This window comes from Flavobacterium facile (genome assembly GCF_036321945.1).
In the GTDB taxonomy this organism is placed as follows: domain Bacteria; phylum Bacteroidota; class Bacteroidia; order Flavobacteriales; family Flavobacteriaceae; genus Flavobacterium; species Flavobacterium facile.
Genome location: NZ_JAZAYT010000030.1, coordinates 219,686 through 239,731, shown reverse-complemented (window position 1 = coordinate 239,731; position 20,046 = coordinate 219,686). Strand labels below are relative to the sequence as shown.

The 20,046-nt window shown below is 32.6% G+C and carries 30 protein-coding genes; all 30 read right to left on the bottom strand.

Features of this window, described 5'->3' with window-relative positions:
* Nucleotides 1-55: 55 nt before the first annotated feature.
* The 30 genes from UEQ13_RS06465 to rplB all read right to left on the bottom strand — a co-directional run bounded on the left by UEQ13_RS06465 (nucleotide 56) and on the right by rplB (nucleotide 20,042).
* Nucleotides 56-2,341: a T9SS type A sorting domain-containing protein gene (locus tag UEQ13_RS06465; protein WP_329805521.1), complete on the bottom strand. Its 2,286-nt coding sequence runs from the start codon at nucleotides 2,339-2,341 to the stop codon at nucleotides 56-58.
* 13 nt (nucleotides 2,342-2,354) lie between these two features.
* Entirely contained in the window at nucleotides 2,355-3,125 is a 771-nt protein-coding gene (locus UEQ13_RS06460; RefSeq protein ID WP_329805520.1) for a LytR/AlgR family response regulator transcription factor, read from the bottom strand.
* A 4-nt stretch (nucleotides 3,126-3,129) separates the two neighbouring features.
* Complete coding sequence (locus tag UEQ13_RS06455; protein ID WP_329805519.1) at nucleotides 3,130-5,094, bottom strand: tetratricopeptide repeat protein; 1,965 nt, start codon at nucleotides 5,092-5,094, stop codon at nucleotides 3,130-3,132.
* A gap of 167 nt (nucleotides 5,095-5,261) precedes the next feature.
* A complete protein-coding gene (gene eno / locus UEQ13_RS06450; protein WP_329805518.1) occupies nucleotides 5,262-6,554 on the bottom strand; it encodes a phosphopyruvate hydratase in 1,293 nt (430 codons plus the stop codon).
* Between the two features lie 106 nt (nucleotides 6,555-6,660).
* A complete protein-coding gene (gene carA / locus UEQ13_RS06445; protein ID WP_329805517.1) occupies nucleotides 6,661-7,770 on the bottom strand; it encodes a glutamine-hydrolyzing carbamoyl-phosphate synthase small subunit in 1,110 nt (369 codons plus the stop codon).
* Nucleotides 7,771-7,922: 152 nt separating this feature from the next.
* The gene (rplQ, locus tag UEQ13_RS06440; RefSeq protein WP_329805516.1) at nucleotides 7,923-8,411 is read right to left on the bottom strand and encodes a 50S ribosomal protein L17; all 489 of its coding nucleotides are present in this window, start codon (nucleotides 8,409-8,411) and stop codon (nucleotides 7,923-7,925) included.
* 61 nt (nucleotides 8,412-8,472) lie between these two features.
* Nucleotides 8,473-9,465, bottom strand: coding sequence for a DNA-directed RNA polymerase subunit alpha (locus UEQ13_RS06435; RefSeq protein ID WP_091314275.1), 993 nt, complete (start codon nucleotides 9,463-9,465; stop codon nucleotides 8,473-8,475).
* 21 nt (nucleotides 9,466-9,486) lie between these two features.
* Nucleotides 9,487-10,092, bottom strand: coding sequence for a 30S ribosomal protein S4 (rpsD, locus tag UEQ13_RS06430; RefSeq protein WP_329805515.1), 606 nt, complete (start codon nucleotides 10,090-10,092; stop codon nucleotides 9,487-9,489).
* An 87-nt stretch (nucleotides 10,093-10,179) separates the two neighbouring features.
* The gene (gene rpsK / locus UEQ13_RS06425) at nucleotides 10,180-10,563 is read right to left on the bottom strand and encodes a 30S ribosomal protein S11 (protein ID WP_091314282.1); all 384 of its coding nucleotides are present in this window, start codon (nucleotides 10,561-10,563) and stop codon (nucleotides 10,180-10,182) included.
* An 8-nt stretch (nucleotides 10,564-10,571) separates the two neighbouring features.
* On the bottom strand, nucleotides 10,572-10,946 hold the full coding sequence (gene rpsM, locus UEQ13_RS06420) for a 30S ribosomal protein S13 (RefSeq protein WP_091314289.1): 375 nt from the start codon (nucleotides 10,944-10,946) through the stop codon (nucleotides 10,572-10,574).
* A gap of 2 nt (nucleotides 10,947-10,948) precedes the next feature.
* Complete coding sequence (gene ykgO, locus UEQ13_RS06415; RefSeq protein WP_002987490.1) at nucleotides 10,949-11,065, bottom strand: type B 50S ribosomal protein L36; 117 nt, start codon at nucleotides 11,063-11,065, stop codon at nucleotides 10,949-10,951.
* Between the two features lie 70 nt (nucleotides 11,066-11,135).
* The gene (gene infA / locus UEQ13_RS06410) at nucleotides 11,136-11,351 is read right to left on the bottom strand and encodes a translation initiation factor IF-1 (RefSeq protein ID WP_091314296.1); all 216 of its coding nucleotides are present in this window, start codon (nucleotides 11,349-11,351) and stop codon (nucleotides 11,136-11,138) included.
* 6 nt (nucleotides 11,352-11,357) lie between these two features.
* Nucleotides 11,358-12,701 (bottom strand): preprotein translocase subunit SecY, encoded by a 1,344-nt coding sequence (gene secY / locus UEQ13_RS06405; protein WP_329805514.1) that lies wholly within the window; start codon nucleotides 12,699-12,701, stop codon nucleotides 11,358-11,360.
* A gap of 11 nt (nucleotides 12,702-12,712) precedes the next feature.
* A complete protein-coding gene (gene rplO / locus UEQ13_RS06400) occupies nucleotides 12,713-13,165 on the bottom strand; it encodes a 50S ribosomal protein L15 (RefSeq protein WP_091314302.1) in 453 nt (150 codons plus the stop codon).
* A gap of 13 nt (nucleotides 13,166-13,178) precedes the next feature.
* On the bottom strand, nucleotides 13,179-13,358 hold the full coding sequence (rpmD, locus tag UEQ13_RS06395) for a 50S ribosomal protein L30 (protein WP_091314305.1): 180 nt from the start codon (nucleotides 13,356-13,358) through the stop codon (nucleotides 13,179-13,181).
* Nucleotides 13,359-13,369: 11 nt separating this feature from the next.
* Nucleotides 13,370-13,894: a 30S ribosomal protein S5 gene (gene rpsE, locus UEQ13_RS06390; protein WP_091314308.1), complete on the bottom strand. Its 525-nt coding sequence runs from the start codon at nucleotides 13,892-13,894 to the stop codon at nucleotides 13,370-13,372.
* 3 nt (nucleotides 13,895-13,897) lie between these two features.
* Nucleotides 13,898-14,248 (bottom strand): 50S ribosomal protein L18, encoded by a 351-nt coding sequence (rplR, locus tag UEQ13_RS06385; protein WP_329805513.1) that lies wholly within the window; start codon nucleotides 14,246-14,248, stop codon nucleotides 13,898-13,900.
* An 11-nt stretch (nucleotides 14,249-14,259) separates the two neighbouring features.
* Nucleotides 14,260-14,802: a 50S ribosomal protein L6 gene (rplF, locus tag UEQ13_RS06380; protein ID WP_166125944.1), complete on the bottom strand. Its 543-nt coding sequence runs from the start codon at nucleotides 14,800-14,802 to the stop codon at nucleotides 14,260-14,262.
* 18 nt (nucleotides 14,803-14,820) lie between these two features.
* Nucleotides 14,821-15,219 carry a 30S ribosomal protein S8 gene (rpsH, locus tag UEQ13_RS06375; RefSeq protein WP_166125942.1) on the bottom strand — a complete coding sequence of 133 codons (399 nt, stop codon included), beginning with the start codon at nucleotides 15,217-15,219 and terminating at the stop codon, nucleotides 14,821-14,823.
* Between the two features lie 104 nt (nucleotides 15,220-15,323).
* Nucleotides 15,324-15,593 carry a 30S ribosomal protein S14 gene (rpsN, locus tag UEQ13_RS06370; protein ID WP_091314321.1) on the bottom strand — a complete coding sequence of 90 codons (270 nt, stop codon included), beginning with the start codon at nucleotides 15,591-15,593 and terminating at the stop codon, nucleotides 15,324-15,326.
* Nucleotides 15,594-15,596: 3 nt separating this feature from the next.
* Nucleotides 15,597-16,148 (bottom strand): 50S ribosomal protein L5, encoded by a 552-nt coding sequence (gene rplE / locus UEQ13_RS06365; protein ID WP_091314324.1) that lies wholly within the window; start codon nucleotides 16,146-16,148, stop codon nucleotides 15,597-15,599.
* A 2-nt stretch (nucleotides 16,149-16,150) separates the two neighbouring features.
* A complete protein-coding gene (gene rplX / locus UEQ13_RS06360) occupies nucleotides 16,151-16,465 on the bottom strand; it encodes a 50S ribosomal protein L24 (protein WP_091314328.1) in 315 nt (104 codons plus the stop codon).
* Between the two features lie 11 nt (nucleotides 16,466-16,476).
* Nucleotides 16,477-16,845: a 50S ribosomal protein L14 gene (gene rplN / locus UEQ13_RS06355; RefSeq protein ID WP_091314332.1), complete on the bottom strand. Its 369-nt coding sequence runs from the start codon at nucleotides 16,843-16,845 to the stop codon at nucleotides 16,477-16,479.
* A 2-nt stretch (nucleotides 16,846-16,847) separates the two neighbouring features.
* A complete protein-coding gene (rpsQ, locus tag UEQ13_RS06350) occupies nucleotides 16,848-17,105 on the bottom strand; it encodes a 30S ribosomal protein S17 (RefSeq protein ID WP_166125940.1) in 258 nt (85 codons plus the stop codon).
* A gap of 17 nt (nucleotides 17,106-17,122) precedes the next feature.
* Nucleotides 17,123-17,314: a 50S ribosomal protein L29 gene (rpmC, locus tag UEQ13_RS06345; protein WP_091314340.1), complete on the bottom strand. Its 192-nt coding sequence runs from the start codon at nucleotides 17,312-17,314 to the stop codon at nucleotides 17,123-17,125.
* 12 nt (nucleotides 17,315-17,326) lie between these two features.
* Nucleotides 17,327-17,746, bottom strand: a complete 420-nt coding sequence (gene rplP / locus UEQ13_RS06340) for a 50S ribosomal protein L16 (protein ID WP_166125938.1) — start codon at nucleotides 17,744-17,746, stop codon at nucleotides 17,327-17,329.
* Nucleotides 17,747-17,766: 20 nt separating this feature from the next.
* A complete protein-coding gene (rpsC, locus tag UEQ13_RS06335; RefSeq protein WP_166125936.1) occupies nucleotides 17,767-18,507 on the bottom strand; it encodes a 30S ribosomal protein S3 in 741 nt (246 codons plus the stop codon).
* A gap of 8 nt (nucleotides 18,508-18,515) precedes the next feature.
* Entirely contained in the window at nucleotides 18,516-18,926 is a 411-nt protein-coding gene (gene rplV / locus UEQ13_RS06330) for a 50S ribosomal protein L22 (RefSeq protein WP_166125934.1), read from the bottom strand.
* Nucleotides 18,927-18,932: 6 nt separating this feature from the next.
* On the bottom strand, nucleotides 18,933-19,211 hold the full coding sequence (rpsS, locus tag UEQ13_RS06325; protein ID WP_091314356.1) for a 30S ribosomal protein S19: 279 nt from the start codon (nucleotides 19,209-19,211) through the stop codon (nucleotides 18,933-18,935).
* A gap of 6 nt (nucleotides 19,212-19,217) precedes the next feature.
* Nucleotides 19,218-20,042, bottom strand: coding sequence for a 50S ribosomal protein L2 (gene rplB / locus UEQ13_RS06320; RefSeq protein ID WP_166125932.1), 825 nt, complete (start codon nucleotides 20,040-20,042; stop codon nucleotides 19,218-19,220).
* Nucleotides 20,043-20,046: the final 4 nt, after the last annotated feature.

The window sequence follows — 20,046 nt, the reverse complement described above, 5'->3', positions numbered from 1 at the left end:
AAAAAACCTTTACCAAAATGAATTAGCAAAGGTGTTTTTATTAGAAATTAAAAAACTATTCTTTAATCAATTTCTCTACTTTAATTCCGTTTTCAGAAGTAATTTTAAGAAAATAAATTCCGTTAGCTTTATTAGAAATATCTAAAACATCACTGTGATCGTTAACCATTTTCGTAATTAAAATTCTACCTTGAACATCAAACAACTCCAAAGACTTAATAGTGTTATCACATTTAATATTAATGATACTATTTGTTGGATTCGGATAAATTGAAACAGAATTATCTTTAATAAAACTTGAATTACTTAAAGCTTGAAAAACTGTATTTTCAAAACCGGTATCAATTGGGGCGTTATAATCGAAAAATATATCCGCACGTTTTTTTACAATTGCTCCGTTAGTAAGATTTCCTTTCGACTTCACTTTTAATAAAATATTTCCGTGTCCACCAGATTCTAAAGTAATATTTTCAAAAACAAATTCTACAATATTATTATTAATTCTAACATATGCATTGTGCGAAGTATTTAACATTCGCAATGAATTTACATCAAATTGCGCAGGATTTATTTCTGTTTTAACAACAATGTTTTCGGCCTCATAATTTCCTGTATTTTCAAAATTTATGGCATAATGTAAATATTCTCCAATTAATGAAGGAGACACAACATTACCTTCCATACAAATAATGTTATTTGGATCGTAAGCACCAACAACTGTTTGATTATATAAAAATGTATTATCTGAAGTGTTTTCATCACCTGCCATTGGCAAAATTGATGTTGTAAATTGTAAAACATCGCCAATAATAACTGGATTTGTTATATCTGTTGGTGTATTAATACTAAATATTACCAAAACACTTCTACTTTCAAATGGTAATAAATTTGCATAACTCCAAGATAAACCACCTGAATTAATACTTGTTGGCACAACCGAAGCAGAAACAAAATCCATTAGATTTTCGTTATAGAAGAAATTCACACCATAAGCTTGAGATAGTGTTTGATTTCCTTTGTTTTTATATACAATTTTATAAATCGCATCAAAACCTGGCCTTGCAGGTACAATTGGCGCTACAACAATTTCTAAATCTGGATGAATTCCATTAGGAGAGATACAGAAATTTTGTGTTACTGTATTATTATTATCATTTGCGAAAGGAATTATTGCAGTAGCTGGTGTAACAGTAAACAAAGTTGGATTTTCCATATTAGGAGTCATAGTAAAATTACCAGCATCCGTATAAAATTTATAATTCCCAGAATTATCTGTAAAAGTTGACCCTTGATTTACTCCGTTAGTAATATCAATTTTAATATTCGGTTGTGGCAAATCTGTAGCTTCACAACCACCGCCATTTTCATCATAAATAATTGAACCTGATATAGTATTGAAACTTCCACCTGGAGTAAAAGAACAATAAGCATTTACAACAGAACTCCCTCCATTCCAATCAGATAAATAGTTTAAAAAACTAAAACCTACATCATCATTAACACATACATAATCGAAAGTATTTGATACAATTTGATATCCTGTTAAATTCGGACCACCATTTTTCAAATTCAACAATTGCAATGAACTATTATAACTAGCATATAATGAAGTTAAAAATGGATTTTGAGATAAATCAATACTGACTAAGTTTGTCTGATGACAATCCAAATTTACTAAATTTGGAAACTCACTAAAATTAAATGAAGTAACTGTTGAATTTGACAAACCTAAATATGTAATATTACTTTTATTATTAAAATTCAACAAGTCTGTAACACCTGCTTTGTATTGTATTTCATTTAAATTTGTTAAGCTTCCAATATCTAAACTAGGAATTGACGTATACAAAATATTTAATCGAAAAATATTTACATTGCCATTTAAATTTAAACTTGTTAAAGGATTATAACCAATTTCAAGTGAAAGCAATGTATTATTTGAAGGCAAAGTCAATTGGTTTACAGCATTACTTAAACAATTAAAAAACTTCAAATTTTGAAAGCTAGACAAATCAATTACACTTATCATATTATTTCTACAGTTAAATGTAATTAAATTTTGAAAGCTACTTATACCATCAATTGAACTTATAGTGGCTAATTGTAAATTTAGATATTTAATAGCTAAAGCTTCACTTATCTGAATTTCACCATCACTATTGGTATCTATTGTATGATAACTAGTAACTTCACCATTGGAATTTGGAACATCAGTAGAAGCTATTTCATTACTTGGACTTGCCTCCAACAACTTAGTCTTAAAATTAGCATCTGGAATATTAACTATCTGCGCATTGGCAAACGCAGAAAAAAGCAGTAGTAAATAAATAATTTTTTTCATAATTGTATTTTTTTTAGTTGTTGAGTTGTTTGGTTAGTATATTTTGTAATCGTTCTTTTTTTCTTTGTGATATGGGTAAATGCGAATCGTCTTGCATTATGACGTAACCGCCATCTTTTTTGATATAAGATTTTAAATAATTTAAATTAATTAAATGCGATTGATGAATGCGTTCAAATCCGTGTTCTGATAACAATTCTTCATAATCCTTTAAGGTTTTTGAAATCAATACAGGTTTCGAATTTTTAATAAAAAACTTAGTATAATTATCTTCGCTTTCACATCTTATAATATCGTTCACTTCAAACAGATGAATACCATCAGAATTTGATAAAGCAATTCGTTTGAAATTATCTACTTTTTTTCTAATGTTTTCCAGTAATAAATCGATATGTGAAAAACTATTATTCTTTTCAATTTCGGCATTAATCTTTGCGATTACTTTTTGCAAATCATCTGGATCGACAGGTTTCAGTAAAAAATCTAATGCACTAAATCGGAATGCTTTTATGGCGTATTGCTCGTGAGCCGTTATAAATACAATATTGGTTTTAATTTCCCCATTTTTTTGTTTTAGTTTTTCTAAAATATCAAATCCGGTTCCGTCATTTAATTGAATATCTAAAAAAACTACTTGTGGCATTATCGCATCAAGAATCTCATAACCTGAATCTACACTATCAGCTTCTCCTATAATTTTGATATTCGGCGCGAATCTTTCAAGTAAGGCTTTCATTCCTATTCTTAAATTTTCATCGTCGTCTATTAATACAGCTGTAATCATATTTTTAAATACTATTTATATATTGTAATGGCAATTGCAAAATTACTTTTGTTCCTGAAACCACATTGTTGTCATTTAATTCTTCGATTTTGATTGAAGAACGTTTCGCAGTAGATGAAGCAATTCTTTCTAATCGTTTTTTTATGATGTCGATAGCCATCGATTTATGCGCTAAAACTGAATTCTCTTTATTTATTTTAGATTGGTTAATTCCAATTCCATTATCTTGAATCGTACATAAAAGCGATTCATTTTGTATAGAGAATGAAATCGAAATTTTTCCTTTATCTTTTTTAGGAATAACACCATGAATAATGGCATTTTCAACAAAAGGCTGAAGTAAAAGCGGCGGCAAAACCACATCATCTTCAATATCATTACTTTTAGAAATGGTGAAATTAAATTTGTCATTAAAACGCAATTGTTCCAATTCTAAATAATTCTGTAAACTTTCTATTTCTTTGTCGATTGGAATTAACGATTCTTTCGAATATTCTAATGTTAATCGCATTAGTTTTGAAAATTTCGCCAAGTATTTTATGGCTGAATCCGTTCCATTCTGAACAATAAAACTTGAAATCGAACCTAAACAATTAAAAACAAAATGCGGATTCATTTGTAAATGCAAGGCTTTTTGTTCGTATTCTGCTAATTCTTTTTGAAGCGTTAATGTTTTCTTTAGTTGATTTCTATTGTAGACTAGAAAAACGATTCCGAAAAGCAACAGCAAAATTAAACCAATAAAACCTGCTTTTAATTTGAAATTTTTTGCTTCTTCTTTTAATAGTAGTTCCTTTTTTTCGTTTTCTTCTTTTTGAACCAATTCCTTTTTATCAAATTCATAGTTCATTGACAACTCAACCGACTTTCGAATATTTTCTTCATTAATTAAGCTGTCTTTAGTTGAAGTGTATTTTTGCAGATAATTAAATGCTAAAGATGTATTTCCTTTTTTATTATAAATATCACTTAGCATTTTTTGACATTTCATTACGAGCTCCAAAACATTTAATTCTGTTCCCAGTTGTAACGATTTATTGATATTTAACAAGGCTTGATCAAAATTATTTGAATCATAATACAATTCTCCCAAATAGAAATAAGTATCCGATTTTCCGAATTTGTCATCAATTTCAGTAAACGCTTCAATCGCTTTTTCCCAACTTAGAATAGCTTCCGGATTATTTTTTTGCTTCTTAAACAAAAGTCCTTTATTATTATACCATTCACCTAAAGCACGAGGATTTGGATACTTTTCTAAACTTATTTTTGCCAAATTATAATAAGATTGTGCTTTTTCAGTATTGTTTTGGTTTAAATAAATATTAGCGATATTGGTTTGCGTAATAGGAATATTTTCATCTTTTAAAGACAATTGAATTTTTTCTGCTTTACTGAAAAACTCCAACGCTTTAAAATTAGATTTTTCCGATTTATAGATAACACCAATGTTGTTATATAACTTAGAGCATCTTAAATCATCTTTAAGTTTCTCGTAAATCTTAACCGATTTTAAATAATAATATAAGGCTTTTGAATAATTACTTTGTTCTGATAAAACAATTCCAATACTTCCGTACGCTTTTGCTAAACCTAAATCGATATCTTTTTGTGTATTTGGTGTTGGAGTTTCTTTTTCAAATAGTTCTTGTGCTTTTTGAAAATTATCTAAAGCTAATTTGTAATCACCTTCAATAATTTTAGAATTCCCAATATTTAAGAATGCATTTCCTTCTGCAATTTTGAAGTCTATTTTTTTAGCTAAAACCAATGCTTGATTACCATAAAAAAACATTTTTTTAGCATCACTTACTTTATAATTGTCCGATAAAGAATTTAAAGTCGTTACTTTATCAATATCGTTAGTTGTTTTTTTTAGTACAAGTAACAAACTATCAATTGTTTTATTTTGTGCAAATAAAGTAACTGAAGCAAATAGTAAAAGGTAAATGATAGTAGTTTTTCTCATCTTAAATTTATTGTGAAACAAATATAAGATATACTTTAAAAGAAAATTTACTAAATGAGTATTCAGCGGTTTACAATTAGAATTTGAAGGAATAAAAAACCCTTTTAGAATTTTATAGTCCTAAAAGGGTTTATATTCTGAAATAAATTCAGAATGACAAATATGTTTTACTTTACTTTAAAGGCATTTGCACCTGGAAAGTAAGCTACTTCGTTTAATTCTTCTTCAATTCTTAATAACTGATTGTATTTTGCCATACGATCAGAACGAGAAGCTGAACCTGTTTTAATTTGTCCACAGTTTAATGCTACAGCTAAATCGGCAATTGTATTGTCTTCTGTTTCTCCAGAACGGTGAGACATTACTGAAGTATAACCTGCATTATGTGCCATATTTACAGCTGCGATTGTTTCAGTTAAAGTTCCGATTTGGTTTACTTTGATTAGGATGGAGTTAGCAATTCCTTCGTTAATACCACGAGATAATCTATCTACGTTAGTTACGAATAAATCGTCACCTACTAATTGTACTTTATTCCCGATTTTTTCCGTTAAGTATTTCCAACCTTTCCAATCGTCTTCGTACATTCCGTCTTCGATAGAAATAATTGGATATTTCGCTGCTAATTCTGCTAAATAATCTGCTTGTTCTTCAGAAGTTCTGATTTTTCCACCAGCACCTTCAAATTTTGTATAATCGTATTTTCCATCTACATAAAATTCCGAAGCTGCACAATCTAAAGCAATCATAATATCATCGCCAAAAGTATAACCTGCATTTGTTACGGCTAATTTAATAGAATCTAAAGCATCTTCTGTTCCACCAGCTAAGTTTGGCGCAAAACCACCTTCGTCACCAACAGCAGTAGATAAATTACGGTCGTGCAATACTTTTTTAAGGTTATGAAAAATTTCAGTTCCCATTTGCATAGCATGAGTAAAAGAAGTTGCTTTTACTGGCATAATCATAAATTCTTGAAACGCAATTGGTGCATCAGAATGAGAACCACCGTTTATAATATTCATCATTGGAACTGGTAATGTATTGGCAGAAACGCCACCAACATATCTATACAAAGGCATACCTAATTCGTTGGCTGCTGCTTTTGCTACTGCTAAAGAAACACCTAAGATTGCATTTGCACCTAAGTTAGATTTATTTGGTGTCCCATCTAACTCAATCATCATTTTATCGATAGCATTTTGTTCGAAAACTGACATACCAACTAATTCCGAAGCAATAGTAGTATTCACATTTTCAACCGCTTTTAAAACACCTTTACCCATAAAGGCTTTTCCACCATCTCGTAACTCAACAGCTTCGTGTTCTCCAGTTGAAGCTCCAGATGGAACTGCTGCTCTACCTAAAATTCCGTTTTCTGTAATTACATCCACTTCTACAGTTGGATTTCCTCTTGAATCTAATATTTGTCTTGCGTGAACTTTAATTATTATGCTCATATATATAAGAATTGTACTCCAGTGGAGTCGTTTAGTAATTAAACAAAGTTAATTATATTTTATTTTTACTATCAATTTTAAATTAAAACTTATAAAAGATACCGTTTTAGTTTTTTGAAGTTTTTATATTTTCGATAAACTCATCGAATAAATAGCTAGAATCGTGTGGCCCAGGACTAGCTTCAGGGTGATACTGTACAGAGAAACAATTTTTAGATTTCATTCTCATTCCTGCAACAGTTCCGTCATTTAAATGTACGTGAGTCAATTCAAAATCAGGATGGCTTTCTAATTGTTCTTTATTTACGGCAAATCCGTGATTTTGAGAAGTGATTTCTCCCTTACCTGTCACTAAATTTTTAACTGGGTGATTTATTCCTCTATGTCCGTTGAACATTTTGTAAGTTGAAATTCCGTTAGCTAAAGCAATAACTTGGTGACCTAAACAAATCCCGAACAAAGGCTTGTTTTCCGCTAAAATATTTCTAGCTACTTCTTGAGCAGAAACTAATGGATCTGGATCACCAGGTCCGTTTGACAAGAAATACCCATCAGGACTAAAAGCCTTCATATCTTCAAAAGTTGCGTTGTATGGATAAACTTTTATATAGCAATCACGTTTTGCTAGGTTTCTCAGGATATTAGTTTTGATTCCTAAATCTAAAGCTGCAATTTTATATGTAGCATTTTCATCTCCGAAGAAGTAAGGTTCTTTAGTTGAAACCACTGAAGCCAAATCTAAACCTTCCATGTTTGGCGCTTGGTTTAATTTCATTTTTAATTCTTCGATTGAAGTACCATCTGTTGAAATAATCGCATTCATCGCACCGTTATCTCTAATATAGCTTACTAAAGCACGAGTATCAACATCTGAAATTACAATTAGATTTTGTTTTTTTAAATAGTCGTATAAACTTTCTGAAGCATTTACACGAGAATAATTCATGCTGAAGTTTTTACATACTAATCCAGAAATTTTTACATTATCAGACTCTACTTCATTCACATTTACACCATAGTTCCCAATATGCGCATTGGTTGTTACCATAATTTGTCCATAATAAGATGGATCAGTAAATATTTCTTGGTAACCTGTCGTTCCAGTATTGAATGCAATTTCCCCAAAAGTTGTTCCTGAGATTCCAATTGATTTACCGTGGAAAATGGTTCCATCTTTTAGAAGAAGAATAGCTTGTTGTTTGTCGTTGTATTTCATTAGTTGTTGTAGTTTTGATATAAGAAGTAAAAGAAGACTTCTTAATAGTTGTATTGTTTATTTTGCAAAATTACGTTTTAGTAATTACAAAAAAAAAGGATAAACAAAAATTTGTTTATCCTTTTTTTATATTTAAATCAAATGATTCATAATTATTCAGAAGCTTCTGTTGTATCAGTAGACTCAGCAGCTGGAGTTTCACCAGTAGTTTCGTCAGCTTTTTTAGCTTTACCTCTACGAGTAGATGCTTTTTTAACTTCTTTTTTAGCAGTTGAATAAATTTCGTTGAAATCTACTAGTTCAATCATAGCCATATCTGCGTTATCCCCTAAACGGTTTCCTAACTTAATGATACGAGTATAACCTCCTGGACGATCTGCAACTTTATCAGCTACTGCTCTGAACAATTCAGTAACAGCATACTTGCTTCTTAAATAAGAAAAACAAATACGTCTGTTGTGAGTTGTATCTTCTTTTGATTTTGTAACAAGTGGTTCAAAAAATTGTTTTAAAGCTTTTGCTTTAGCAACAGTTGTATTGATACGCTTGTGTTCAATAAGTGAACATGCCATGTTAGCAAGCATTGCTTTTCTATGACCTGTTTGTCTACTTAAATGATTGAATTTTTTTCCGTGTCTCATGACATTTTATTTTAGACTTCATCTTGCATCAATCCGCTATGGAGAGCAAAATATGAAGCAATTACTCTTTATCTAACTTGTATTTTGCTAAATCCATTCCGAAAGTAAGGTTTTTATTAGCCACTAACTCATCTAATTCAGTTAGTGATTTTTTACCGAAGTTACGGAACTTCATTAAATCGTTTTTATTGAAAGAAACTAAGTCTCCAAGTGTATCAACTTCAGCCGCTTTTAAGCAATTTAATGCTCTTACTGATAAGTCCATATCAACTAATTTAGTTTTCAATAGTTGTCTCATATGTAATGATTCCTCATCATAAGACTCAGTTTGAGCAATTTCATCAGCCTCAAGAGTGATTCTTTCGTCAGAAAACAACATGAAATGGTGAATCAACGTTTTAGCAGCTTCTGTTAATGCGTCTTTTGGATTAATTGAACCGTCAGTCTTGATTTCGAAAACTAATTTTTCGTAGTCCGTTTTTTGTTCAACACGGAAGTTTTCAATAGAATACTTCACATTTTTTACAGGCGTGTAAATAGAGTCTGTAAAAATTGTTCCAATAGGAGCATTTGGTTTTTTATTTTCTTCAGCAGGAACATAACCTCTACCTTTTTCGATAGAAAGTTCCATGTTGATAGTTGTTTTGCTATCTAAGTTACAAATTACTAAGTCTGGGTTTAAAACTTGAAAACCAGAAATAAATTTTTGGAAATCACCAGCTGTAATTTGATCTTTACCAGAAAGTGAGATAGAAACTGATTCGTTATCGATATCTTCAATTTGACGTTTGAAACGTACTTGTTTAAGATTTAAGATAATTTCAGTTACATCTTCTACTACACCAGAAATTGTTGAAAATTCGTGTTCAACACCTTCAATTCTTACAGATGTAATAGCAAAACCTTCTAATGCAGAAAGTAGAACTCTTCTTAAAGCGTTTCCAACTGTTAAACCATAACCAGGTTCTAAAGGTCTAAATTCGAATTTACCTTCAAAATCGGTAGAATCGATCATTATAACTTTATCGGGCTTTTGAAAATTAAATATTGCCATATCTTCGACTAATGTCAATTATTATTTGTTATACAACTCTACGATTAGTTGCTCTTTAATATTTTCTGGTATTTGAAGTCTTTGAGGAACTGTTACAAACGTACCTTGTTTAGTATCGTTGTTAAAAGTCATCCACTCATATACAGAAGAATTGTTAGCTAAAGAACGTTCAATAGCTTCAAGAGATTTAGATTTTTCACGAACTGCAACAACATCACCTGGTTTTAAGTGGTAAGATGGTACATTTACCAATTCACCGTTAACTGTGATATGTCTGTGAGAAACGATTTGACGCGCACCTCTACGAGTAGGTGCAATACCCATTCTGTAAACTACGTTGTCAAGACGAGCTTCACAAAGTTGTAACAAGATTTCACCTGTTACACCTGAAGCAGCAGCTGCTTTTTCAAATAAATTTCTGAATTGACGCTCTAAAATACCATAAGTATATTTTGCTTTTTGCTTTTCCATTAACTGGACAGCATATTCAGATTTTTTACCTCTTCTTTTTGCCAAACCATGTTGACCAGGAGGATAATTTCTTCTTTCGAAAGCTTTATCTTCTCCGAAAATTGCTTCACCAAACTTACGGGCGATTCTTGTTTTTGGACCAGTATATCTTGCCATTTTACAAATTTTAATTTAAGGTAGGGATTATGAATTAAGGTCTTTCCTTCGATAATCTAAATTCCTACCTTTGTTTTATACTAATTGTTATACTCTTCTTCTTTTCGGAGGACGACATCCATTGTGTGGCATCGGAGTAACATCGATAATCTCAGTTACTTCAATTCCGCTGTTATGGATAGATCTGATAGCAGATTCTCTACCGTTCCCTGGACCTTTTACGTAAACTTTTACTTTTTTAAGTCCAGCTTCAAGAGCTACTTTTCCACAATCTTCAGCAGCCATTTGGGCAGCGTACGGAGTGTTCTTTTTAGAACCTCTGAAACCCATTTTACCAGCTGATGACCAAGAAATAACTTCACCTTTTTTGTTTGTTAACGAAATGATGATGTTGTTAAAAGTAGCGCTAATATGTGCTTCTCCAGAAGACTCAACGATAACTTTACGTTTTTTTGCAGTTGCCTTAGCCATATTATTTACTATTTAGTTGCTTTTTTCTTGTTAGCAACAGTTTTTCTTTTACCTTTTCTTGTTCTCGAGTTGTTTTTCGTTCTTTGACCTCTTAAAGGTAATCCAGCTCTGTGACGGATTCCTCTTTGACATCCAATATCCATTAAACGTTTTATGTTTAATGTAATTTCTGAACGTAATTCACCTTCGATTTTAAACGATGAAACCGCTTCACGAATTGCTCCGATCTCGTCATCATTCCAATCAAGTACTTTTTTATCTTGGCTTACTTTGGCTTTTTCTAAAACCTCAATAGCTCTACTTCTACCCATACCAAAAATGTATGTTAAAGCGATAACTCCTCTTTTGTTTTTTGGGATATCAACCCCTGCTATTCTTGCCATAATTATCCTTGTCTTTGTTTAAATCTAGGATTCTTTTTGTTAATAACGTATAATCTACCTTTTCTACGCACGATAATACATTCTGCGCTTCTTTTTTTAACTGATGCTCTTACTTTCATTGTAAATTGCTTTATGCTATATGCTATATGCTTTAAGCTTATCGCTTACTGCTTATCGCCTACTGCTTATTTAATATCTATAAGTAATTCTAGCTTTAGACAAATCGTAAGGACTCATTTCAAGTTTAACCTTGTCTCCTGGTAACAACTTAATGTAATGCATACGCATTTTACCTGAGATATGAGCAATTACTACATGTCCGTTTTCTAATTCAACTCGAAACATTGCATTAGATAATGCTTCTACAATGCTTCCGTCTTGTTCTATTGCTGATTGTTTTGCCATAATTAATTAAGCGACAGCTTTTCTATTTTTACCACTTTTCATTAAACCGTCATAATGTTTGTTTAACAAGTATGAATTGATTTGTTGAATCGTATCGATTGCAACTCCGACCATAATGATTAATGAAGTACCTCCATAAAAATATGCCCATGCCCCTTGAACGTCTAATAAACCATGAATAACTGCAGGGAACACTGCGATTAAAGCTAAGAATAATGAACCTGGAAAGGTAATTAAAGACATTAACTTATCTAAGAAATCGCCTGTCTCAGCTCCTGGCTTAATACCTGGAATGAAACCACCACTTCTCTTTAAGTCATCTGCCATTTTATTTGTTGGTACCGTAATGGCGGTGTAAAAATACGTAAAAATTACAATTAATAAAGCAAAAACTAAATTATATACTAAACCGAATGGATCTTTAAACATATTTGAAATGCTTAAAGCCGTGTCAGACTTAGATAATCCAGCTAGTGCAGCAGGTATAAACATAATTGCTTGCGCAAAAATAATTGGCATAACACCTGCAGAATTTAACTTTAATGGGATAAATTGTCTATTATCATCCATTGAATCCGATTCAAAATCACCAGAAACTGATCTTCTTGCGTATTGAACCTGAACTTTTCTCAAAGCCATTACTAATAATATTGTAGCTATAATTACTAATAACCAAATAATTATTTCGATAATGATTTTCATTGGACCACCATTTGTAATAGCAGATGCGAATTCTTGCATAAATGCCTCTGGCATTCTAGCTAAAATTCCAACCATAATTAATAATGATATACCGTTACCAATTCCTTTTTCTGTAATTCTTTCTCCTAACCACATTGCGAAAATTGTACCCGAAACGATGATTAATACTGACCCGAATAAAGGGAAGAAAGTAAAGAAATCAGGATTTACAAATGCTTCAGCAGGTAAGGTTTGTTTTAAATTAAAAATATAACCTGGCCCTTGAACCAATGTAATTGCAATAGTTAACCAACGTGTAATTTGGTTAATAGTTTTTCTACCACTTTCACCGTCTTTTTGTAATTTTTGTAAATAAGGAATAGCAATTCCCATTAATTGTACTACAATAGATGCTGAGATGTAAGGCATGATTCCTAATGCGAAGATTGAAGCTTCCGAGAAAGCACCACCTGTAAACACATTAATTAACCAACCGATTCCACCTTCAGTTTGATTAGATAAACTTTGCAATTTAGTTGAATCAATACCTGGCAATGTTACTTGTGAACCGAAACGGTACACAAGTAAGATTCCAAGAGTAACTAAAATTTTATTTTTTAGTTCTTCTATTTTCCAAACATTGATAAATGATTCTATAAATTTCTTCATAGTGATGATGATTAAAGAATTACTACTTCTCCTCCGGCAGCTTCGATAGCAGCTTTTGCAGTAGCAGTAAATTTGTGAGCACTAACTTTTAATTTTGCTTTTAGCTCACCTCTTCCTAAAATCTTTACTAAGCTATTTTTTGTAGCCAAACGAGTATCAACAAATACTGTAAAATCTACAGCTTCAGTGATAACACCATTTTCTACTAAACCTTGTAATGTATCAAGATTTATACCTTGATATTCTACTCTATTGATGTTTTTGAAACCAAATTTTGGTACTCTTCGTTGAAGAGGCATTTGACCTCCTTCAAAACCAATTTTCTTTGAATAACCAGAACGTGATTTGGCTCCTTTGTGACCTCTTGTCGAAGTACCACCTTTACCAGAACCTTCACCTCTACCTACTCTTTTGTTTTGGTTGTGAACAGAACCTTCTGCTGGTTGTAAGTTACTTAAATTCATAACATGTATATTGTTATTTAGTTTCTTCTACAGAAACTAAGTGTTTAACTTTATTTACCATTCCAAGGACAGCAGGACTTGCATCGTGCTCAACAACTTGACCCATTTTTCTAATACCAAGAGCAATTAATGTTCTTTTTTGGTCTAGTGGACAGTTGATTTTACTTCTAACTTGTTTTACTAAAATTTTCATATCTCCTTGATTTATCCTTTAAATACTTTATCTAAAGATACTCCTCTTTGTTTTGCAACAGTAAGAGCACTTCTCATTTGTAATAAAGCATCAAAAGTTGCTTTAACTACGTTGTGAGGATTTGATGACCCTTGAGATTTAGATAATACATCGTGTACACCAACTGATTCTAATACCGCACGTACAGCACCACCAGCGATAACTCCGGTACCGTGTGAAGCTGGCATTAAGAATACTCTAGCACCACCAAATTTACCCTTTTGCTCATGAGGAACAGATTGTCCACTTAAAGGAATTTTTACTAAATTTTTCTTAGCATCTTCTACTGCTTTCGCAATTGCTTCAGAAACATCTTTTGATTTTCCTAAACCGTGACCTACTACTCCGTTTTCATCTCCAACTACAACAATAGCTGAAAAACCAAAGGCTCTACCACCTTTAGTAACTTTAGTAACACGATTAACACTCACCAAACGGTCTTTTAATTCAAGACCTGCTGGTTTCACTAATTCTACGTTTTTATAATTTTGATACATACCTTAGAATTTAAGTCCCGCTTCTCTAGCTCCTTCAGCTAACGATTTTACACGTCCATGGTATAAGTTTCCACCTCTATCAAAAGTGATAGTTGAAACACCAGCTTTAAGCGCTTTTTCTGCGATCAATTTACCAACTGCACTTGCAGTATCGATTTTAGTACCCGTAGCAACTCCTTTATCTCTCGATGAAGCAGAAACTATAGTAACACCACTTACGTCATCTATGATTTGCGCATAGATTTCTTTATTACTTCTAAAAACAGAAAGTCTAGGTTGAGCAGCAGTTCCGCTTACAGTCTTTCTGATTCTGAACTGTATTCTTTGTCTTCTTTCAGATTTTGTTAATGACATAACTTTATATTTTAAGCTGATTTACCTGCTTTTCTTCTTACTTCCTCACCAACAAACTTAACACCTTTTCCTTTGTACGGTTCAGGTTTACGGAAAGCTCTGATTTTAGCAGCAACCTGTCCTAATAATTGTTTGTCAAATGAAGTTAATTTCACTATCGGATTTTTACCTTTTTCCGAGATTGTTTCAACATTTACTTCAGATACTACTTCTAGTACGATATTGTGTGAAAAACCTAAAGCTAAATCTAATTTTTGCCCTTGGTTTGATGCTCTATATCCTACTCCAACTAATTCTAATTGTTTTGTGAAACCGTCTGCTACTCCAATAATCATGTTATTGATTAATGAACGATATAGTCCGTGTTTCGCTCTCTCATTCTTATGATCTGTTGCACGCTCAACGATAACATTATTATCTTCAATTTTGATCGTTACATCAGAATATTCCTGAGTAAGCTCGCCTAATTTTCCTTTTACTGTAACTACAGCGTCTTTCACTTCTACAGTTACTCCTGCTGGAATTGCAATTGGATTTTTACCTATTCTTGACATCTTATATGGTCTTTAAAATTAGTATACGTAACAAATTACTTCACCACCTACATTTAATTGCTTAGCCATTTTACCAGTCATAACTCCTTTAGAAGTAGACACGATAGCAATACCTAAACCATTTAAAATTCTTGGGATGTTCGTAGAACTTGCGTACTTACGTAAACCTGGTTTACTAATTCTTTGGATATCTTTAATTACTGACTCTTTAGTATCTTTATCATACTTTAAAGCGATTTTGATTGTACCTTGAACAGTAGAATCTTCAAACTTGTAACTTAAGATATATCCTTGATCGAATAAAATCTTTGTGATTTCTTTTTTCAAGTTCGAAGCAGGAATTTCAACCACTTTGTGGTTTACTCTAGCTGCATTTCTTACTCTTGTAAGATAATCTGCAATTGGATCTGTATACATATGTATAAATTTGCGATTACGGTTTTCAGGAAGCACTCGCTTCCTGAACCTTTAATCAATTAAAAATTATTTTTGGTTTGCAAAAGTAATAAACTTTTACGAGATTACCAAGAAGCTTTTTTAACTCCTGGGATTAACCCTTGATTAGCCATTTCACGGAATGTTACACGTGAAAGACCAAATTGACGCATGTAACCTCTTGGTCTACCAGTTAATTTACAACGATTGTGTAAACGAATTGGTGAAGCGTTTTTAGGTAATTTCTGTAATGCTTCATAATCTCCAGCTTTTTTCAAAGCTTTTCTTTTTTCAGCATACTTATCTACAACAGCTTGTCTTTTAACCTCACGGGCTTTCATTGATTCTTTAGCCATAACTTAGTTCTTTTTGAAAGGTAAACCTAATTCAGTTAATAATGATTTTGCTTCTTTATCTGTTTCAGCAGATGTAACAAAAGTAATATCCATCCCTGAAATTTTGTTTACTTTATCAATATCAATTTCTGGGAAAATGATTTGCTCAAGTACACCTAAGTTATAATTACCTCTTCCATCAAATCCAGTAGATTTAATTCCACCAAAATCTCTTACACGTGGTAAAGATGAAGTAATAAGTCTATCTAAAAACTCATACATTCTTTCTCCACGTAAAGTTACTTTAGCACCAATCGGCATACCTTTTCTTAGTTTGAATGAAGCAACGTCTTTCTTAGAAATTGTAGCTACAGCTTTTTGACCAGTAATTTTAGTTAACTCTTCAACAGCGTAATCTACTAATTTTTTGTCAGACACAGCAGCACCAACACCACGGCTAATAACAATTTTTTCCAATTTTGGAACTTGCATTACATTTTTGTAACCAAATTCTTCTTTCAAAGCAGCAACTATTCTGCTTTTATATTCTTCCTTTAGTCTTGGTAAGTATCCCATAACTATATAACTTGATTAGATTTTTTTGAAAATCTTACTTTTGTTTCTCCATCCATTCTAAAACCAACTTTAGAAGTCTCTTTAGTTTTAGAGTCTACTAACGCTAAGTTAGAAATATGAATAGGAGCTTCTTTTTTCACGATTCCACCTTGTGGGCTTTTTGCACTAGGTTTCGTATGTTTTGAAACCATGTTTAATCCTTCCACTACAGCTTTGTTTTTATCGCGAATTACACGTAAAACTTTACCTTCTTGTCCTTTATGATCACCAGCATTAACTCTTACTAGGTCTCCTGATTTAATTTTAATTTTCATCATTTCTTTGAGAATTAAAGCACCTCAGGTGCTAATGATACAATTTTCATGAATTGTTTTTCACGAAGTTCTCTAGCTACTGGACCAAAAACACGAGTACCTCTCATTTCACCACCGGCATTTAATAACACACATGCGTTGTCATCAAATCTAATGTATGAACCATCGGCTCTTCTCACTTCTTTTTTGGTACGTATTACAACTGCAGTTGATACAGATCCTTTTTTAACATTACTGTTAGGAGCTGCGTCTTTGATTGAAACTACAATTTTATCACCTACAGATGCGTAACGACGTTTCGTTCCACCTAGAACACGGATAGTTAAAACTTCTTTTGCTCCCGTGTTATCTGCTACTTTTAATCTTGATTCTTGTTGTACCATAATTACTTAGCTCTTTCAATGATTTCAACTAATCTCCAACATTTTGTTTTACTTAAAGGACGCGTTTCGCTAATCTTTACAGTATCACCAATATTACAGTCGTTTGTTTCGTCGTGTGCAACATATTTCTTAGTTTTTAACACGAACTTACCATACATAGGGTGTTTTACTCTTTTTGTTTCTGAAATAACAATAGATTTATCCATTTTATTACTAGTAACAACACCAACTCTTTCTTTTCTTAAATTTCTTTTTTCCATCTTTCAGCAGAATACAATTATTGTAACTCTCTTTTAGTAATTTCAGTTGCAATTCTTGCTACTGATCTTCTTAATGTTCTCATTTGAAGCGGATTCTCGATTGGAGAAATAGCATGAGCCATTTTAAGGTCGTTATACGTTTTCTTTAACTGAACAAGCTTTGCTTGTAAGTCAGCTGCAGATAGATTATTTATTTCAGATTGTTTCATAATTAATTTTTATTATGCTTCGAAATCTCTAGCAACGATAAACTTAGTTTTTACAGGAAGTTTTTGTGCTGCAAGACGTAACGCCTCTTTAGCAACTGAGATAGGCACTCCACCTACTTCAAACATAATTTTTCCTGGTTTTACAACAGCAGCCCAATATTCGACTGCCCCTTTTCCTTTACCCATACGTACCTCAAGTGGTTTTTTTGTAATAGGCTTGTCTGGAAATATTTTGATCCATAATTGACCCTCTCTTTTCATGAAACGTGTTGCAGCAATACGAGATGCTTCAATTTGACGAGACGTGATAAAAGAAGAATCCATAGATTTAATACCAAACATTCCGTTTGAAAGGATGTGCCCTCTTTGAGAGTTACCTTTCATTCTTCCCTTTTGTACCTTACGATATTTTGTTCTTTTAGGTTGTAACATTTTGTCTTTTATTTAAAAAATTACTTTCTTTTGCGTGGAGCTGGTTTACCGCCTTTTCCTTTTGAATCAAAACCACCTCTTTCAGTTGATTTAGGACCTTTTTTGTCCATACCTACTAAAGGAGAAAGATCTCTTTTACCATAAACTTCACCCTTCATTATCCATACTTTGATTCCCATTCTACCATAAGTAGTGTGAGCTTCAGATAATGCATAATCAATGTCTGCTCTGAAAGTTGATAATGGAATTCTTCCTTCTTTGAAGCCTTCTGAACGAGCCATCTCTGCACCATTTAAACGACCAGAAATAAGAACCTTAATTCCTTCTGCATTCATTCTCATTGCTGCTGCGATAGCCATTTTGATAGCTCTTCTGTAAGAAATACGACTTTCGATTTGACGAGCGATAGAGTTACCAACTAAGTAAGCATCTAATTCAGGTCTTTTGATTTCGAAAATGTTGATTTGAATTTCCTTATCTGTAATTTTCTTAAGTTCTTCTTTTAACTTGTCTACCTCTTGTCCACCTTTTCCGATAATAATACCAGGTCTAGCAGTAGTGATAGTAACGGTTACAAGTTTTAAAGTTCTCTCGATAATTATTTTTGATACACTAGCTTTCGTTAAACGCGCATGGATGTACTTTCTGATTTTGTAATCTTCGGCGATTTTATCACCGTAATCATTTCCACCATACCAGTTTGAGTCCCATCCTCTGATGATACCAAGTCTGTTTCCAATTGGATTTGTCTTTTGTCCCATACTGTTAATTAATTACTTTGTGTGTTATTGATAGCTCCTAAAACCACTGTTACGTGATTAGAACGTTTTCTAATTCTATGTGCTCTACCTTGAGGCGCAGGACGTAATCTTTTTAACATCATACCACCGTCAACTCTAATTTCTTTTATGAATAAGCCAGCTTCTTCCATATTAGAACCTTCATTTTTAGCTGACCAGTTTGCAATGGCAGATAAAACTAATTTTTCTAATTTTTTTGAAGCTTCTTTTGGACTGAATCTTAAAATATTAAGAGCATTTTCTACCTTCTGACCTCTTACTTGATCCGCAACTAAGCGCATTTTTCTTGGTGAAGAAGGGCAGTTATTTAATTTAGCAAACGCAATCTGCTTGTTAGCTTCTTTTCTTGCGTCAGCTGCTTCTCTTTTACGAACTCCCATGACTTCTTATTTTTTACCTTTATTTTTCGCACCAGCGTGACCTCTAAAAGATCTTGTTGGTGAGAATTCTCCTAATTTATGACCAACCATATTCTCAGTTACATAAACTGGAACGAATTGACGGCCATTGTGAACAGCGATAGTTTGTCCTACAAAATCTGGAATAATCATAGATGCTCTAGACCAAGTCTTTACAACATTTTTATTACCACCTTCTATATTCTCTTGTACTTTCTTTTCTAATTTAAAGTGTACAAATGGTCCTTTTTTTAATGAACGTGCCATATCTTATTATTTCTTTCTACGTTCTACAATATACTTGTTACTCGGGTTAACCTTAGAACGAGTTCTATAACCTTTAGCTGGTAAACCTTTTCTTGAACGTGGATGACCTCCTGAAGAGCGTCCTTCACCACCTCCCATAGGGTGATCAACTGGGTTCATAGCTACTGGTCTTGTTCTAGGTCTTCTTCCTAACCATCTAGTTCTACCTGCTTTTCCAGACACTACTAATTGGTGGTCAGAGTTAGATACTGCTCCAATTGTTGCTGAACAAGTTAACAAGATTAATCTTGTTTCTCCTGACGGCATTTTAATTGTTGCATATTTTCCATCTCTAGCCATTAACTGAGCAAATGTACCTGCCGAACGAGCGATAACCGCACCTTGACCAGGTCTTAATTCGATACAAGAAATAACTGTTCCTAATGGAATTTTACTTAAAGGTAAAGCATTACCGATTTCTGGAGAAGCATCTTCACCTGAAACTACAGTTTGCCCAACTTGTAAACCATTCTGTGCAATAACGTAAGTTTTTGCTCCATCTGCATAATATAATAATGAGATAAATGCTGAACGGTTTGGATCGTACTCGATAGTTTTAACATTAGCAGGAATTCCAGCTTTTGTTCTTTTAAAATCAATAATACGGTACTTTTGTTTATGACCACCACCTGTATAACGCATGGTCATTTTTCCTTGACTATTTCTACCTCCAGAGTTTTTTTTCGGTGCGATCAATGAACGCTCCGGCTTATCAGTTGTAATAGTGTCAAAGCTATTTACAACTCTAAAACGCTGACCTGGGGTAATAGGTTTTAATTTTCTAACTGACATTGTT